Annotated in this window: 19 protein-coding genes; all 19 read right to left on the bottom strand. The window is 62.3% G+C overall.

Annotation, left to right across the window (positions count from 1 at the left end):
- Positions 1 to 20: 20 nt before the first annotated feature.
- A complete protein-coding gene (gene nuoN / locus RA25_RS04930; RefSeq protein WP_039145425.1) occupies positions 21 to 1,460 on the bottom strand; it encodes an NADH-quinone oxidoreductase subunit NuoN in 1,440 nt (479 codons plus the stop codon).
- Positions 1,461 to 1,475: 15 nt separating this feature from the next.
- On the bottom strand, positions 1,476 to 3,026 hold the full coding sequence (locus tag RA25_RS04925) for an NADH-quinone oxidoreductase subunit M (RefSeq protein ID WP_039170578.1): 1,551 nt from the start codon (positions 3,024 to 3,026) through the stop codon (positions 1,476 to 1,478).
- Positions 3,026 to 5,158, bottom strand: a complete 2,133-nt coding sequence (gene nuoL, locus RA25_RS04920) for an NADH-quinone oxidoreductase subunit L (protein WP_039170577.1) — start codon at positions 5,156 to 5,158, stop codon at positions 3,026 to 3,028. Before nuoL ends, RA25_RS04925 begins: the two co-directional genes overlap by 1 nt.
- A gap of 6 nt (positions 5,159 to 5,164) precedes the next feature.
- Entirely contained in the window at positions 5,165 to 5,470 is a 306-nt protein-coding gene (nuoK, locus tag RA25_RS04915; protein WP_008553673.1) for an NADH-quinone oxidoreductase subunit NuoK, read from the bottom strand.
- A 4-nt stretch (positions 5,471 to 5,474) separates the two neighbouring features.
- On the bottom strand, positions 5,475 to 6,077 hold the full coding sequence (locus RA25_RS04910; RefSeq protein ID WP_039170576.1) for an NADH-quinone oxidoreductase subunit J: 603 nt from the start codon (positions 6,075 to 6,077) through the stop codon (positions 5,475 to 5,477).
- A complete protein-coding gene (locus RA25_RS04905; protein ID WP_019295984.1) occupies positions 6,074 to 6,505 on the bottom strand; it encodes a carboxymuconolactone decarboxylase family protein in 432 nt (143 codons plus the stop codon). The genes RA25_RS04910 and RA25_RS04905 overlap by 4 nt, the downstream gene beginning before the upstream one ends.
- Positions 6,502 to 6,738, bottom strand: a complete 237-nt coding sequence (locus RA25_RS04900) for a hypothetical protein (RefSeq protein WP_039170575.1) — start codon at positions 6,736 to 6,738, stop codon at positions 6,502 to 6,504. The genes RA25_RS04905 and RA25_RS04900 overlap by 4 nt, the downstream gene beginning before the upstream one ends.
- A 12-nt stretch (positions 6,739 to 6,750) precedes the next feature.
- Positions 6,751 to 7,245: an NADH-quinone oxidoreductase subunit NuoI gene (gene nuoI, locus RA25_RS04895; protein WP_019295985.1), complete on the bottom strand. Its 495-nt coding sequence runs from the start codon at positions 7,243 to 7,245 to the stop codon at positions 6,751 to 6,753.
- Positions 7,246 to 7,248: 3 nt separating this feature from the next.
- Positions 7,249 to 8,286: an NADH-quinone oxidoreductase subunit NuoH gene (nuoH, locus tag RA25_RS04890; RefSeq protein ID WP_027237100.1), complete on the bottom strand. Its 1,038-nt coding sequence runs from the start codon at positions 8,284 to 8,286 to the stop codon at positions 7,249 to 7,251.
- 6 nt (positions 8,287 to 8,292) lie between these two features.
- Positions 8,293 to 8,679, bottom strand: a complete 387-nt coding sequence (locus tag RA25_RS04885) for a hypothetical protein (protein ID WP_039170574.1) — start codon at positions 8,677 to 8,679, stop codon at positions 8,293 to 8,295.
- Positions 8,676 to 10,700 carry an NADH-quinone oxidoreductase subunit NuoG gene (gene nuoG / locus RA25_RS04880; RefSeq protein WP_039170573.1) on the bottom strand — a complete coding sequence of 675 codons (2,025 nt, stop codon included), beginning with the start codon at positions 10,698 to 10,700 and terminating at the stop codon, positions 8,676 to 8,678. Before nuoG ends, RA25_RS04885 begins: the two co-directional genes overlap by 4 nt.
- 3 nt (positions 10,701 to 10,703) lie before the next feature.
- Positions 10,704 to 11,108, bottom strand: coding sequence for a DUF5333 domain-containing protein (locus tag RA25_RS04875; protein WP_039171186.1), 405 nt, complete (start codon positions 11,106 to 11,108; stop codon positions 10,704 to 10,706).
- Positions 11,109 to 11,209: 101 nt separating this feature from the next.
- On the bottom strand, positions 11,210 to 11,569 hold the full coding sequence (locus tag RA25_RS04870; RefSeq protein WP_241477361.1) for a hypothetical protein: 360 nt from the start codon (positions 11,567 to 11,569) through the stop codon (positions 11,210 to 11,212).
- Positions 11,570 to 11,571: 2 nt separating this feature from the next.
- Entirely contained in the window at positions 11,572 to 11,988 is a 417-nt protein-coding gene (locus tag RA25_RS04865; protein ID WP_039170571.1) for an MAPEG family protein, read from the bottom strand.
- A gap of 3 nt (positions 11,989 to 11,991) precedes the next feature.
- Positions 11,992 to 13,290 carry an NADH-quinone oxidoreductase subunit NuoF gene (gene nuoF, locus RA25_RS04860; protein WP_039170570.1) on the bottom strand — a complete coding sequence of 433 codons (1,299 nt, stop codon included), beginning with the start codon at positions 13,288 to 13,290 and terminating at the stop codon, positions 11,992 to 11,994.
- Between the two features lie 6 nt (positions 13,291 to 13,296).
- On the bottom strand, positions 13,297 to 13,524 hold the full coding sequence (locus RA25_RS04855) for a DUF5337 domain-containing protein (protein WP_019295993.1): 228 nt from the start codon (positions 13,522 to 13,524) through the stop codon (positions 13,297 to 13,299).
- Between the two features lie 44 nt (positions 13,525 to 13,568).
- Positions 13,569 to 14,750 carry an NADH-quinone oxidoreductase subunit E gene (locus RA25_RS04850; RefSeq protein WP_039170569.1) on the bottom strand — a complete coding sequence of 394 codons (1,182 nt, stop codon included), beginning with the start codon at positions 14,748 to 14,750 and terminating at the stop codon, positions 13,569 to 13,571.
- Entirely contained in the window at positions 14,750 to 15,973 is a 1,224-nt protein-coding gene (locus RA25_RS04845) for an NADH-quinone oxidoreductase subunit D (RefSeq protein WP_193386823.1), read from the bottom strand. The genes RA25_RS04850 and RA25_RS04845 overlap by 1 nt, the downstream gene beginning before the upstream one ends.
- Positions 15,973 to 16,578, bottom strand: coding sequence for an NADH-quinone oxidoreductase subunit C (locus RA25_RS04840; RefSeq protein WP_019295996.1), 606 nt, complete (start codon positions 16,576 to 16,578; stop codon positions 15,973 to 15,975). Before RA25_RS04840 ends, RA25_RS04845 begins: the two co-directional genes overlap by 1 nt.
- Positions 16,579 to 16,588: the final 10 nt, after the last annotated feature.

The raw sequence follows: 16,588 nt of genomic DNA, 5'->3' as shown, positions 1-16,588 counted from the left end.
TAGCCTGCCTGAAAAGCAGATCAATTTACAAGGGTTGCTGCGGCAGCAGCGGCAGCGCCGTCGATGCCGAACTGGTAGACCACGCCCACCAGCATCAGCGCCGCAGAAGCCATCAGCGCCACGCCCAGAACCGGAGAGCCCTTCGCTTCCACATCATCTTCGCCAGTGCCGAAGTACATGTAGAAGACGATGCGCAGGTAGTAGAAAGCACCGATGACGGAAGCGACGGCAGAGGCGATGACCAGCGTCATCAGGCCCGCATCAACACCCGCCTGCCACACGCCGAACTTGGCAAAGAAGCCCAGCATCGGCGGCACGCCTGCCAGGGAGAACATCAGGATCAGCACCGCCAGCGCCTTGCCCGGCTCGCGTGCAGCGAACTGGTTCAGGGCCAGGATGTCAGTGACCGGCTTGCCGTCCTTCTCCAGCATCAGGATGAAGGAGAAGGTGCCGATGTTCATGGTGACGTAGATCGCCAGGTAAACCAGCATCGCGGTGATGCCCTGTTCGGTGCCTGCTGCCAGACCGATCATCGCATAGCCCATGTGGGCGATGGAGGAGAAGGCCATCAGCCGTTTGATGTCGCGCTGGCCGATTGCCGCAATGGCGCCCAGGAACATCGACAGCACCGACAGCACCACGATGATCTGCTGCCAGTCAGCGATTGCGCCGCCGAAGGCGTCAAACAGCACCCGGGCAAAGAGGCCCATGGCCGCAACTTTCGGCGCAGTGGCAAAGAAGGCAGTCACAGGCGTCGGCGAGCCCTCATAGACATCCGGGGTCCACATGTGGAATGGAACCGCCGAAACCTTGAACGCAAGCCCCGAGATCATGAAGACCAGGCCGAACAGCATGCCGATGGACATATGGCCCTGCTCTGCCACCTGGATGATGCCCGCGAACTGGGTGGTGCCGGCAAAGCCGTAGACCAGCGAGGCGCCATAAAGCAGCAGGCCGGAGGACAATGCGCCCAGCACGAAGTACTTGAGGCCCGCCTCGGTCGACCTGACGCTGTCGCGGCGCATGGCGGCCACGACGTAGAGCGACAGCGACTGCAGCTCAAGCCCCATGTAGAGGGACATCAGGTCGCCTGCGGAGACCATCATCATCATGCCGACAGCGGCCAGCGCCACCAGGACCGGGTATTCAAACCGCAGGATGCCACGGCGCGCCATGTACTCCTGGCCGATCAGCAGCACGGCGGAGGCGCCCAAGAGCAGCGCCACTTTGGCAAAGCGCGAGAAGCCGTCGTCGATGAACATGCCGTTGAACGCGGTCTGGGTGCCTTCCGGGCTGGAAGCAATCCAGAAGGCGACCAGCGCCAGCAAAGCCGCCGTGGCCCAGACCATCGGCACCGCCAGCTTGTCCTTGCCGGTGTAGACGGCGCCGATCAGCGCCGCCATGGCGTAAAGCGCCAGAACGATCTCTGGCAGGATTACAGTAAGATCAGCTTGGATCATCTGCCTGATGCTCCCTTAGTGCGAAGCAATCTGGGTCGCGGCGGGCGCAGTGTCCGCAGCAGCCAGAGACTGGTTGAAGTTTGCAATCAGCGCCTCGGTCGAGGGGCTGATGATGTCGGTGACCAGCGACGGATAGACACCCAGCAGCAGGGTCATGACGACCAGCGGCGCAAAGACGAAACGCTCGCGTGCGGACATGTCCTTGATGCCCATCAGGCTACCCTTGATCAGGTCGCCGAACACCACGCGGCGGTAGAGCCACAATGCGTAGCCGGCCGAGAAGATCACGCCGGTTGCCGCCACGGCGGTCACCCAGGTGTTCTTCTGGAAGGTGCCCATCAGGGTCAGGAACTCGCCGACAAAGCCCGAGGTGCCCGGCAGGCCAACGTTGCCCATAGTAAAGAACATGAAGACCAGCGCATAAGCCGGCATCCGGATCACCAATCCGCCGTAGGCGTCTATGTCGCGGGTGTGCATGCGGTCATAGATCACGCCCACGCAAAGGAAGAGCGCGGCGGAGATGAACCCGTGCGACAGCATCTGGAAGATGGCGCCGTCGACGCCCTGCTGGTTGGCGGCAAAGATGCCCATGGTGACAAAGCCCATGTGCGCAACCGAAGAATAGGCGATCAGCTTCTTCATGTCCTCCTGCACCATCGCCACCAGCGAGGTGTAGACCACCGCAATCGCGGACATCCACAGGACCACATCGGTCATCACGTCCGCGCCCACCGGGAACATCGGCAGGGAGAAGCGCAGGAAACCGTAGCCGCCCATCTTCAACAGAATCGCCGCCAGCACCACGGAACCCGCGGTCGGCGCCTGCACGTGGGCGTCCGGCAGCCAGGTGTGCACCGGCCACATCGGCATCTTCACCGCGAAGGAGGCAAAGAAGGCGAGGAACATCAGTGTCTGGGCGCCGCCCAGCACATGGATGCCCAAGACGTCGAACGATGCCGCCGAGAAGCTGTGGGTCAGCAGGGTTTCGATATCGGTGGTGCCCGCATCCACATACATAAACACCATCGCCACCAGCATCAGCACCGAGCCGAAGAAGGTGTAGAGGAAGAATTTGAAGGACGCGTAGATCCGCTCCTTGCCGCCCCAGATGCCGATGATCAGGAACATCGGAATGAGGCCCGCCTCGAAGAACAGGTAGAACAGCACCAGGTCCAGCGCCATGAAGACGCCCAGCATCAGGGTCTCCAGCAGCAGGAAGGCGATCATGTATTCCTTCACCCGGTCGGTGACCGACCAGCTGGCCAGGATGGTCAGCGGCATGATGAAGGTGGTCAGCATCACGAACAGAACCGAGATGCCGTCAACACCCATCTTGTACTTGAGCCCGAAGATCCAGGCCCGGTCCTCGACGAACTGGAATCCGGTGTTGGCCGGGTCGAACTGGGAATAGATCCCAAGGCTCACCAGGAAAGTGATCGTGGTGGCAAAGAGCGCAACAAACTTGGCGTTGCGCTGCGCCGCCTTATCCTCGCCGCGCAGGAACAGGGCCAGGATGGCCGCCGCAAGCGCCGGGATGAAGGTGACAATAGAAAGGAGATTGTCCATCAGTGCGCTCCTCCGCCGATCGACATCCAGGTGACCAGGGCTGCAATGCCCAGCACCATCCAGAAGGCATAAGTGAAGATGTAACCAGACTGTGCGCGTCCAGCGAGACGGGTGAAGAAGGGCACAACGCCCATGGCCAGACCGTTCAGGAAACCGTCGATAGTGTTGCCATCGCCGCGCTTCCAGAAGAAGCGGCCGAGCGCGACGGCCGGCTTGACGAAGATCACGTTGTAGATCTCGTCAAAGTACCATTTGTTCAGCAGGAACAGGTACAGCGGGCGCTGCTGCTTGGCCAGGCGTGCGGGCAGCGACGGGTTCCAGATGTAGAACCACAGCGCCAGCACCAGGCCGCCCAGCATTGCGACGAAGGGGGACAGTTTCACCCATTTCGGTGCCGCGTGGGCATCCTCCAGGATGTGGTTGTCCTTGCCGATATACAGCGCGCCCTCGCCCGGCTTGCCGGCAAACACATAGTGGTGCTCACCGCCGTGTGCGGCGTCTTCGCCATGGGCAGCCTCTTCACCGTGCGCAGCGTCGTCGCCATGCGCGGCCTCTTCGCCGTGGCCGGCTTCTTCACCATGCGCGGCAGCAGACGCTTCCGCCACCGGGATGCCATAGAACTTGCCGACTTGATCAGCGTGGCCGAAGAAGCTGCTGTACCACAGCATGCCCGAGAAGATCGCGCCGAGGGCCAGCACGCCCAGCGGCACTAGCATGGTCCAGGGGCTTTCGTGGGCGTGATCATGGGTGTGCTTGTCGCCGCGTGCCTCGCCATAGAAGGTCATGAAGATCAGGCGCCAGGAGTAGAAGGAGGTCATGAAGGCCGCGATCACCAGCGCCCAGAAGCCGAACATCGAGCCGCCCGCATAGGCGCTTTCGATAATCGCATCCTTGGAGACAAAGCCGGCAAAGCCAACCCAGCCGCTCAGCGGAATGCCAACGCCGGTGATGGCCAGCGTGCCGATCATCATCGCCCAGAAGGTATAGGGGATCTTCTTGCGCAGCGCGCCATAGTTCCGCATGTCCTGCTCGTGATGCATGGCATGGATCACCGAACCGGCGCCAAGGAACAGCATCGCCTTGAAGAAAGCGTGGGTGAACAGGTGGAACATCGCCGCCGAGTACATGCCAACGCCGGCAGCCACGAACATGTAGCCCAGCTGAGAGCAGGTCGAATAGGCGATCACGCGTTTGATGTCGTTCTGAACCAGACCGACCGTGGCCGCAAAGAAGGCAGTTGCCGCACCAAGAGCGGTGATGAAGGCCGCGGCCTCAGGCGCGAACTCGATCAGCGGCGACATGCGGCAGACCAGGAACACGCCCGCGGTCACCATGGTTGCGGCGTGGATCAGCGCCGACACCGGGGTCGGGCCTTCCATCGCGTCCGGCAGCCAGGTGTGCAGGATCAGCTGCGCCGATTTGCCCATCGCGCCGACAAACAGCAGGAAGGCCAGCAGGTTGGCCGCGTTCCACTCGGTCCACAGGAAGGAGACCTGGGTCTCCGCCAGCGTGGGCGCAGATGCAAAGATGTCAGACAGGTTGATGCTGTCGGTCAGGAAGAACAGGCCGAAGATCCCCAGCGCAAAGCCGAAGTCGCCGACCCGGTTGACGATGAAGGCCTTCATCGCCGCCGCATTGGCCGACGGTTTGCGGTAGTAGAAGCCGATCAGCAGGTAGGAAGCCACGCCGACGCCTTCCCAGCCGAAGAACATCTGCACCAGGTTGTCGGAGGTCACCAGCATCAGCATCGCAAAGGTGAAGAACGACAGGTAGGCAAAGAAGCGCGGCTTGTAGCTTTCGCCCTCTTTCCACTGCGGGTCATGGTCCATGTAGCCGAAGGAATAGAGGTGCACGAGCGAGGAGACCGTGGTGATCACGATCAGCATGATCGCGGTCAGCCGGTCCAGGCGGATCGCCCAGGAGGTCGACAGCGAGCCGCTTTCGATCCAGCGGAAAATCTCGATGTTCTGGGTCACCCCGTCAAACGACAGGTAGGTGATCCAGCTCAGCAGCGCCGCCAGGAACAGCAGCGCCGTGGCGGTCACGGTGGCGGCTTTCTCGCCGATCATCTTGTGGCCGAAGCCGCAGATGATGGCGCCAACCAGCGGGGCAAAGAGAAGGATGGTTTCCATGTGTCTTTAGCCCTTCATCACGTTGACGTCTTCGACGGCGATGGTGCCGCGGTTGCGGAAGAAGCAGACCAGGATCGCCAGGCCGATGGCGGCCTCAGCCGCGGCCACGGTCAGCACGAACAGGGTAAAGACCTGCCCCACCAGATCGCCCAGGAAGCTGGAGAAGGCGACCAGGTTGATGTTCACCGCCAAGAGCATCAGTTCGATGCTCATCAAAAGGATGATCACGTTCTTGCGGTTCAGGAAGAGCCCGAAGATGCCGATGACGAACAGCGTCGCCGCGACGGTCAGATAATGTTCAAGTCCGATCATTGGATCACAGCCCCTGCCCCGGTTTCACGTCCTTGAGTTCCATCGCAGTGGCCGGGTCGCGCATCATCTGGGCAACCACGTCCTGGCGCTTGACGTCGGTGCGGTGGCGCAGGGTCAGCACGATCGCGCCGATCATCGCCACCAGCAGGATCAGGCCCGCCAGCTGGAACAGAAGGAAATATTGATCATAGATGATGAGGCCGAGCGCCTCGGTGTTGTGGCGGTCCGCAGGCACCGGATTGGCCAGCAGCTCAGGCGCCTTGTGGGCGGTTTCCCAGACGCCGAAGGCCATCACGAATTGCATCAGGATGACTAGGCCGATCAGCAGCGCCAACGGCATGTAGCGCGCCATCTCCGCCTTCAGCTCGGCAAAGTCCACATCCAGCATCATCACCACAAACAGGAACAGCACCGCGACTGCGCCCACGTAGACGATGACCAGCAGCATGGCGACGAATTCCGCCCCCAGAAGCACAAACAGCCCGGCCGAGGAAAGGAAGGCCAGGATCAGCCACAGCACCGAATGCACCGGCTGGCGGCTGATCACGGTGAACAGCCCGCCGGTGATGGCGCTGATGGCGAAGAGGTAGAAGGCAAAAACGCTCATGTCTCATCGTCCCTTTTGTCGTCCATGACTCCTTGCGCCAGATCCAGCGCCCGGTTCATGGCCGGAATGCCGGCAAACACCGACATCTGTCCGATCGTTTCCACGATCTCTTGTTTCTTGGCGCCGGCCGCGAGGGCGTGGCGCACGGTCTGGCGTACGGCTGAATCAGCCTGCGCGCCCTGCATTGTCAGCCCGGCCAAAGTCAGCAGCAGCCGGGTTTTGGCATCCAGCCCGTCCTTGTTGACGGTGTTGCCGAACATCATTTCCATGACCTCTTTGGGCATGGTGGGCCACAGCGCCTCGAACTCCTTGAACGCCTCGGAGGGCGAGAAGTTCTCCAGCGCCGGGTTGAACGCCTTGGCCATCTGCTGGGCCTGAGCCTGCATCTGTTCCATCATGGCCTCGAAAGGGTTCTTGGGATCGGTCACTGTTCTTTCCAGTCCAAGCTTGGCCAATTAGAGTTCGCGAAAACCCAAATAACGACGATATTCACAACTGGCACCGCCATTAGTATCCCAACCCAAGGCGAGTGGCCGCTACGCTTCGCGATTTTCATCGACGGAATTCCGTAGGCGACAAACCCAATTGCAAAGAAGATCAGAAGCGCTGGCAGGCCAGTAACTTGGTACTGCATTTGTACCGCTTCGGAAGCATTATCCATTTGATGTCTCCCTTATCGGTACGGCGCGTCGATTTCCAGGTTGCGGGCGATCTCGGCTTCCCAGCGCTCCCCGTTCGAAAGCAGCTTCTCCTTGTCGTAGAACAGCTCCTCGCGGGTTTCGGTGGCGAACTCGAAGTTCGGGCCTTCGACAATCGCATCCACCGGGCAGGCTTCCTGGCAGAAACCGCAGTAGATGCATTTGGTCATGTCGATGTCATAGCGCGTAGTGCGGCGGCTGCCGTCCTCGCGCGGTTCCGCGTCGATGGTGATCGCCTGCGCCGGGCAGACCGCCTCGCAGAGCTTGCAGGCAATGCAGCGCTCCTCGCCGTTGGGGTAGCGGCGCAGCGCGTGCTCGCCGCGGAAGCGGGGCGACAGCGGGCCTTTCTCGTGCGGGTAGTTCAGGGTGGCCTTGGGGGCGAAGAAGTACTTCAGCCCCAATTTGAAGCCGACCCAGAAGTCCTGCAGCAGGAAGTATTTGGCGGCGCGGGTGTAGTCGATGTTCGCCATCAGTTAGCCTCCCACGGTCCAGCGGGCGAAGATGCCCCAGAACCAGTCAAATTTTGCAGCAAAGGACACGAAGACCACCCAGGCCAGCGAGAACGGCAGGAACACCTTCCAGCCCAGGCGCATCAGCTGGTCGTAGCGGTAGCGCGGGGTGATCGCCTTTACCATTGCGAAGAGGAAGAAGAAGAACGCCATCTTGCCGACCATCCACAGCACGCCATCGGGCAGGCCCGGAATCGGGGACAGCCAGCCGCCGAAGAACAGCAGGGTGGTCAGCGCGCACATCAGGAAGATGGCGATGTATTCGCCGGCCATGAACAGCAGGAACGGGGTCGCCGAGTACTCCACCTGGTAGCCCGCGACCAGTTCGGACTCCGCTTCCGGCAGGTCGAACGGCGGCCGGTTGGTTTCTGCCAGCGCCGAGATGAAAAACAGGAAGACCATCGGGAAATGCGGGATCCAGTACCAGTTCAAGAGACCCAGATCGCCATCCTGCGCGCGCACGATGTCGCCGAAATTCATGGAACCGGTGGAGATGATCACGCCGATGATGATCAGGCCGATGGAAACCTCGTAGGAGATCATCTGCGCGGCAGAGCGCAAGCTCCCAAGGAACGGGTATTTCGAGTTCGACGCCCAGCCGCCCATGATCACGCCGTAAACCTCAAGCGAGGAGACTGCGAAGACATAGAGGATGGCGACGTTGATATCGCTCAGGACCCAGCCGTCGTTGAAGGGGATCACCGCCCAGGCGATCATCGCCAGCACGAAAGAGGTCATCGGCGCCAGGATAAAGACGGTGCGGTCGGCACCCGCCGGGATCACCACTTCCTTGACCACGTATTTCAGTGCGTCGGCCACTGACTGCAGCAGGCCATAGACGCCCACCACGTTCGGGCCCCGGCGCATCTGGACCGCCGCCCAGATCTTGCGGTCCCCGTAGACGAGGAACAGGAGCGAGATCATCACAAAGGCAACAACTGCAAGCACTTGCGCCAGGATCAGAACAGCGATGCCGCCTGGAGTGTTAAAGAAATCAGCCATAGGTCCTCACACCGTGGGTATTCCGTTCGCCGCGCAATCCGCGACCACGACTTCGGCGTCGATGGTGCGCAATCCGCGCGGCAGAGAGGGCGAAATCAGGTAGACCGCGTCCGCGGTCCGGCTGCCCCCTGCCTGTTTCGTTGTTGTGCGCACATGGCGCGCGAACCCGTAGTCCCGGATCAGCGCATATTGCGCGGCGGCGCATTCCGCATAATTGTCGAGATCTCCGGGCACGGCCGCGCCGCGCATGGAGACCTGAAATTGCACCAGATCGCCCTCCAGCAGGCTGGTTTCCACCCCTTCGTACACCGGGGCGGGCCGCTCTCCTTCGCTGCCGGGCGCCATTGCGCAGGCGGCCAGCAGGAAGGGGGTTATGAGGGCGAAGCGGATCATTCGGCGGCCATTGCCTCGTTTCCGCGGGCCTTCACACCTGCCGACAGCTCTGCCATCAGCTGCGATGCGCGGGCAATCGGGTTGGTCAGGTAGAAATCCTTGATCGCGGGCAGGAAGTCGGCGTTGCCGAGTTTGTCCTGCTCCAGCGGCTCGCCGTCTTTGTCGGCCACTTCGTCGATCTGCGCCAGGTGCGGTACTTCCGCGACCAGGGCCTGACGCAGCTGCGCCAGCGAGTCATAGCCCAGCTTGGCATCTGCTTCGGCGCTGAGCGCGCGCAGAATGGCCCAGTTTTCCTTGGCCTCACCCGGCGCAAATGCAGCACGCATAGCCAATTGCGGCCGGCCTTCGGTGTTCACGAACAAGCCGTTTTCTTCGGTATAGGCGGCGCCCGGCAGGATCACATCAGCGCGGTGCGCGCCGCGGTCGCCGTGGCTGCCCTGGTAGATCACGAATGCACCGGCGTCGATTTCCACCTCATCAGCACCGAGGTTGTAGATCACCTCTGCCCCGTCGATGGCAGCTGCCATGCCGCCTTCGGTTACCGCACCGATGTCCATCGCGCCAACGCGGGAGGCAGCGGTGTGCAGCACCATCAGCTTGGAACCGGACAGTTCCGCCATCTTCTGGGCCGCCGCCATCACCGCCAGCCCATCGGCCTCTCGCAGGGCGCCCTGCCCCACAATGATCACGGTTTTCTTGTTGTCGCGGGTCTCTTCCGAAACCCCCTTGGCGATCATGTCGCTGAGGGCGTCGCGACCGGTGCCAGCGTGGTAGTAGTCATAAGTCAGATCCGCCGCCGGACCGATCAGCGCCACTTCGGCGCCGTTGGCCCAGGCCTTGCGGATGCGGGCATTCAGCACCGGCGCCTCGTCGCGCGGGTTGGTGCCGATCAGCAGGATCATTTCCGCGTCATCGAGGTCTTCGATGGTGGCGGTGCCGGCATAGCCCGCGCGGTTGCCGATCGGCAGGCGGGCATTATCAGTGCGGCATTCGACCTTGCCGCCCAGCCCCTCAACCAGCTGCTTCAGCGCAAAGGCTGCCTCAACCGGGGCCAGATCGCCAATCAGGCCTGCAACCTTCTTACCCTTCATGGCCGTAGCGGCGGCAGACAGAGCCTCGGCCCAGGTGGCGGGCTTCAGTTTGCCATCGACGCGCACATAAGGGCGGTCAAGGCGCTGGCGGCGCAACCCGTCCCAGACAAAGCGGGTCTTGTCGCTGATCCACTCCTCGTTCACACCGTCGTGGTTGCGCGGCAGGATGCGCATCACTTCGCGGCCCTTGGTGTCAACCCGGATGTTCGAGCCAAGCGCATCCATCACGTCGATGGTTTCGGTCTTGGTCAGCTCCCATGGGCGGGCGGTGAACGCATATGGCTTCGAGGTCAGCGCGCCCACCGGGCACAGGTCGATGATGTTGCCCTGCAAGTTCGATTGAAGCGTCTGGTTCAGGTAGGAGGTGATCTCCGCATCCTCGCCGCGGCCGGTCTGGCCCATCTGGGTGATGCCCGCGACCTCAGTGGTGAAGCGCACGCAGCGGGTGCAGCTGATGCAGCGGGTCATGGTGGTGGCAACCAGCGGGCCGAGGTCCAGATCGTCCACCGCGCGCTTGGCTTCCTTGAAGCGGCTTCCCGACAGGCCGTAGGCCATTGCCTGGTCCTGCAGGTCGCATTCGCCGCCCTGGTCGCAGATCGGGCAGTCCAGCGGGTGGTTGATCAGCATGAATTCCATCACGCCTTCGCGGGCCTTCTTGACCATCGGCGAATTGGTCTTCACCTGCGGTGCTTGACCCTCGGGACCGGGGCGCAGGTCGCGCACCTGCATCGCGCAGGAGGCAGCGGGCTTGGGCGGGCCGCCGACAACCTCAACCAGGCACATGCGGCAGTTGCCGGCAATCGACAGCCGCTCATGGTAGCAGAAGCGCGGGATCTCGACGCCGGCCTCCTCACAGGCCTGGATCAGGGTCATTGCCCCATCCACCTCGATCTCGGTTCCGTCAATGTTGATCTTGCGGAGGTCAGACATGGTCTATTTCGCCCTCAGTAACACGCCGATCGCGCTGTTTTTCTCAATCTCTGCGCGGCCATAGGCGCAGAATGTTTCAGGTTTGCCGTAGTCAACGCCGTTCTGCGCCAGGAGCTTCTCTCCCTTGGCGCGCATCCGGGCCTTTTCGGCATCAGATTCGATGTAATCGCGGATTTCCGCGTCCGTGTACCCCAGCGCATTGGCCCGCGCTTTGAGCCGGCGCAACTCGCCCAGCCCTTTCAGGTAGCGCGGGGAAATATCGCCGCAGATGTCCGAGACTTCCTTGGCGACGGCAACCGCAAACAGCGGGTCCTCGATTTCCTGCACGTCGCGCAGCGACGGTTTCGCTAGCGCGGCGGCAGGCATGGCAAGTAAGGCGGACAGAACAGCGGCAATCAGGGCACGCATGGCAGGGGACTCCTTCAGTTTCGAAGCCCCCATGCGCAGGCGCGCGCTGCTGCTATGCAATAGCAGCCGGGCCGCAAGGCCCTGATATGCCGGAAATCCGCTCACGGGGTGCAAGTCCCCTGGAACACAGCGCGGCCATCGGTGATGGTCAGCGGAACGTCCTCATTGCGCGGATCATTAGCCCATTCGATGTCAGACGAGCCATAGGTGGTCACGCAGTATTTGGTGCCGCTGTGGGCCGCCGCTTCGCGCGCGCCTTTGACGGACCGGTCAACACCCTTGATGTCGATCTGGAACACTGCGGGGTTGGTTTTCTTGTCGATCGGCTTGGCCTTCGCCTTGAAGGGCACGCCGTCATACAATTCGCGGTTCTTGTTGGTGACGGAGGTGCCGCAGGCCGAAACCAGCGCCAGAGCCGCCAGGCAAGCCGCAGGCACGGCCATCCGGTATGTCTTCATCATGCTCAAAATACTGCCGCCAATGCCAGGATCGCCAGACCCGCCATGCAGGCCCAGCCGAGAACGTAGAAAACAGAGCGCGGGCCGCTGTGCGGTTTGCCGATGCCCTGCAGGTGAATGAAAATCATGATGACCCGGGACACCACCGCCAGCGAGGCCAGCAGGTTCACCCAGAACGGCGCCGCGCCCGTCAGGATTGCCACCAGTGTCACAGTCAGAAAGGCCGGCAGCGTCTCGCAGCCGTTCAGATAGGCCCGGTTCAGCCGGTAGGCCTTTTCCGCATAGTCCTCCCGCGGCGTGGCCCCCGGTGCGAGACCCGCCTTTTGTTTGGCCAGCGCCGAAAACGGCGATAGCGCCAGGGTGATCAGGGTAAAGATCACCAGCGCGGCCAGAGCGTGGGAATATGCGGCAAAGGCGTCCATCAGTTATTCCGCCGCCATCGCGCCCATGCGCCCGGTCTTCTGGGCCCGGATGCGGTCCTCGATTTCCTCGCGGAAGTTCTTGATCAGACCCTGGATCGGCCAGGCCGCCGCGTCGCCAAGGGCGCAGATGGTGTGGCCCTCGACCTGTTTGGTCACGTCCCACAGCATGTCGATTTCTTCCAGCTCGGCCTCGCCCTTCACCAGGCGGTCCATGACGCGCATCATCCAGCCGGTGCCTTCCCGGCAGGGGGTGCACTGGCCGCAGCTTTCGTGCTTGTAGAACTTGGACAGGCGCCAGATCGCCTTGATGATGTCGGTTTGCTTGTCCATCACGATGACCGCCGCGGTGCCAAGGCCCGAGCCCAGCTCGCCGCGCAGGTAGTCGAAGTCCATGATTGCGTCGCGCATGTTCTCGCCACGCACACAAGGAACAGAGGAGCCGCCGGGGATCACTGCCAGCAGGTTGTCCCAGCCGCCGCGGATGCCGCCGCAATGCTTCTCGATCAGTTCCTCGAACCCGATCGACATCGCCTCTTCAACCACGCAGGGGTTGTTGACGTGACCGGAGATCGCAAACAGCTTGGTGCCGGCGTTGTTCTGGCGCCCGAAGGAGGCAAACCAGTCGGCGCCGCGGCGCAGGATGGTTGGCACAACCGCGATGGATTCCACGTTGTTCACGGTGGTCGGGCAGCCATAGAGGCCCGCGCCCGCCGGGAACGGCGGCTTCATCCGGGGCATGCCCTTCTTGCCTTCAAGGCTTTCGATCAGGGCGGTTTCCTCGCCGCAGATATAGGCCCCTGCCCCGTGGTGCAGGAAAACGTCGAAGTCCCAGCCGGAGCCAGCGGCGTTCTTGCCCAACAGGCCCTTGTCATAGCATTCGTCAATCGCCGCCTGCAGCGCCTCGCGCTCGCGGATGTATTCGCCGCGCAGGTAGATGTAGCAGGTATGCGCGTTCATCGCGAAGGAGGCGATCAGCGCGCCCTCGATCAGCGTGTGCGGATCGTGGCGCATAATCTCGCGGTCTTTGCAGGTGCCGGGCTCGGATTCATCGGCGTTGATCACCAGATATGCCGGGCGGCCGTCGCTTTCCTTGGGCATGAAGGACCACTTGAGGCCGGTCGGGAAGCCAGCGCCGCCGCGGCCGCGCAAACCGCTGTCCTTCATGGTCTGAACGATCCAGTCGCGGCCCTTTTCGATGATGCCGGCCGTGCCGTCCCAATGGCCGCGCGCCTTGGCGCCCGCCAGGTTGCGGTCGTGCATCCCGTAAAGGTTGGTAAAGATCCGGTCCTGATCCTTCAGCATGTGTGCCTACCTTTGGCTGTCCCGGCGCATGCGCCAGAGTTGAAATATGTTGACCAGGGCATAGATCATGCCCGCCAGCGCGGCGAAGTCGAACAAGAGCGCGTAGCGCCCCGGCAGCCCCAGCATGGGGCCAATGAACAGCGAGACCACGATCCACAGCGAAATCGTCCCGGCGATCACCAATGCGATGTGCCGACCCTTTGCTGCAATGGCCTGGTCCTGTTCCTTGCTCATCTGTTCCCTATCGCCAGGAAGCGGCCCCGCCGGGCCGCCGCCCGTTACTCGTCGTCTTTGTAGATGCCTTCCGCCTTGGCGCGTTTGGCAAATTCAGTCTCATCGCCCACCTGCAGCCGCTTGGCCTGTTCGATCCAGCCGTCGCGGGTGATGCGGCCCTTGAACTTGAGCCGCGCATCAACCCAGGCGACTTCAGCCTCGGTCCAGTCGGCGATCTGCTCGAAGTGGAAGAACCCAAGGCTGTTGAGCTTCTCTTCCAGCTTGGGGCCAACACCCTTCAGCAGCTTCAAGTCATCCGGAAGGCCGCCCAGGGCTTCTTTCAAGACCAGAGGCTTGGTTTCCTCTCCCGCAGCGTCTTCAGACTTTGCCGCAGCACCTTCCGGCGAAGCGGGCTCAGCCGCGGCGGACTTCTTCGGCGCGGCCTTGGCGGCTTCCTCCGCCTGCTTCACGGCGGGCTTCGGCGCTTCCGGTGCTTTCGGCGGCTGGCCTTCGGCGGCGCGGCCGGCAACGACGCCGTCCTTGCCGACCCACGGCGTCAGCAGCGGCACTTCATCGCCCTGGATGCGCTTGACGCCATCCTTGATATCCATCGCCAGCTGCGCGCTTGCGTTGTACTGCGTCTTGCCGCTGTCGAACTCGGTCAGCGAGGTGAGGCCGGATTTCGGCTCAGCTGCATAGCGGCCGTTCTGCGGGCCCGGTGCAACCACCTTGCCTGCGGCCAGATCGTCCAGCAGCCTGGTAAAGCTCTCGACGGTCAGGTCCTCGTAGTAATCCTTGCCGATCTGCGCCATCGGGGCGTTGGTGCAGGCGCCAAGGCACTCGACCTCTTCCCAGGTGAACTTGCCGTCCGCCGACAGAGTGTGCGGCTTCTCGGCAATCTTTTCCTTGCAGACCGCAACCAGGTCCTCGGCGCCGCAGATCATGCAGGACGTGGTGCCACAGATCTGGATATTGGCAACGGAACCGGTCGGTTGCAGCTGGAACATGAAGTAGAAGGAGGCAACCTCCAGCACCCGGATATAAGCCATGCCGAGCATATCTGCCACGGCTTCAATCGCGGGTTTGGTGACCCAGCCTTCCTGCTCCTGCGCACGCCACAAAAGCGGAATAACCGCAGAAGCCTGGCGGCCCTCAGGGTATTTTGTGATCTGCGCCTCAGCCCAGGCCTGGTTGGCCGGGGTGAAGGCAAAGCTGTCGGGTTGTTCGGAATGCAGACGGCGAAGCATTAGCGGTCAATCTCTCCAAATACGACGTCCATGGTGCCGATGATGGCGGCGACGTCGGCCAGCTGGTGGCCCTTGGCAACGTGGTCCATCGCCTGCAGGTGCAAAAAGCCCGGCGCGCGGATCTTGGAGCGGTAGGGTTTGTTGGACCCGTCCGCCACCAGATAGACGCCGAACTCGCCCTTGGGCGCTTCGACGGCGGCGTAAACCTCGCCTGCTGGGACGTGGAAACCTTCAGTGTACAGCTTGAAATGGTGGATCAGGCTTTCCATCGAGGTCTTCATGTCGCCGCGCTTGGGCGGGGTCAGCTTGCCGCGGGCCAGCACGTCGCCGGTGGCTTCGCGCAGCTTGGCAATCGCCTGGCGGATGATCGAGGTCGACTGGCGCATCTCTTCCATCCGGCAGAGATAACGGTCGTAGCAGTCGCCGTTCTTGCCGACCGGCACCTGAAACTCGAACTCGTCATAGCATTCATAGGGCTGCGCGCGGCGCAGATCCCAGGCGAGGCCGGAGCCGCGCACCATGACGCCGGAGAACCCGTATTCCTGGATGTCCTTCTCGGTCACCACACCAATGTCGCAGTTGCGCTGCTTGAAGATGCGGTTTTCGGTCAGCAGGCCGTCGATATCGTCCAGCACCTTGGGGAATTCCATCGCCCAAAGGTCGATATCGTCCAGCAGCTCGTCCGGCAGATCCTGATGCACACCGCCGGGGCGGAAATAGGCCGCGTGCAGGCGCGCGCCGCAGGCCCGCTCGTAAAAGATCATCAGCTTTTCACGCTCTTCAAAGCCCCACAGCGGCGGGGTCAGCGCGCCGACGTCCATCGCCTGCGTGGTGACGTTGAGGAGGTGGTTCAGCACCCGGCCGATTTCCGAATACAGCACCCGGATCAGCTGGCCGCGGCGCGGCACCTCGGTGCCGGTCAGCTTTTCGATGGCCAGACACCAGGCGTGTTCCTGGTTCATCGGCGCCACGTAATCGAGGCGGTCGAAATACGGCAGGTTCTGCAGATAGGTGCGGCTTTCCATCAGCTTTTCGGTGCCGCGGTGCAGCAGGCCGATATGCGGGTCGCAGCGCTCGACGATCTCGCCGTCGAGTTCGAGCACCAGACGCAAAACCCCATGCGCGGCAGGGTGCTGCGGGCCGAAGTTGATGTTGAAGTTGCGGATCTTCTGCTCGCCGCTCAGCGCATCAACGCTGCCGTCGTCAAATTTGGAGCCGTCCATCATTGCGCCCCCTCCTTCTCGTCACCGGGCAGGATGTATTCGGCACCTTCCCACGGAGACATGAAATCAAACTGACGGTATTCCTGCACCAGCTTCACCGGCTCATAGACCACGCGCTTCTGCGCCTCGTCATAGCGGACCTCGGTGTAACCGGTGGTCGGGAAATCCTTGCGCAGCGGATAGCCGCGGAAGCCATAGTCGGTCAGCAGGCGCCGCAGGTCCGGATGGCCCGAGAACAGGATGCCGAACATGTCGTAGACCTCGCGCTCAAACCAGTTGGCCGAGGGGTGCACGTCCACGATCGAGGGCACCATCTCATCCTCGCGCACCGCGGCGCGCAGGCGGATGCGCTGGTTCCGGTACATCGACAGGAAGTGGTAGACCACGTCGAACCGCTTGGCGCGGTCGGGGTAATCCACCGCGGTGATGTCCACCAGGGTCGAAAACTTGCAGTTGGCGTCCAGCTTCAGGAACTCCACCAGACCGGCGATGTTCGAGGGTGTAACGTCAATGTTCAGCTCATCAAAGGACACATCCCAAGCCACCACGCAGTCGGGGCGTTTGGCTTCGATCTGGGCGCCCAGTTCTTTCAGTGCTTCGCTCATGTTGTCTCCG

It is taken from the genome of Leisingera sp. ANG-S5 (assembly GCF_000813925.1).
Lineage (GTDB): Bacteria > Pseudomonadota > Alphaproteobacteria > Rhodobacterales > Rhodobacteraceae > Leisingera.
The sequence above is the reverse complement of the archived record's forward strand: the minus strand, read 5'-3'. Positions and strand labels throughout refer to the sequence as shown.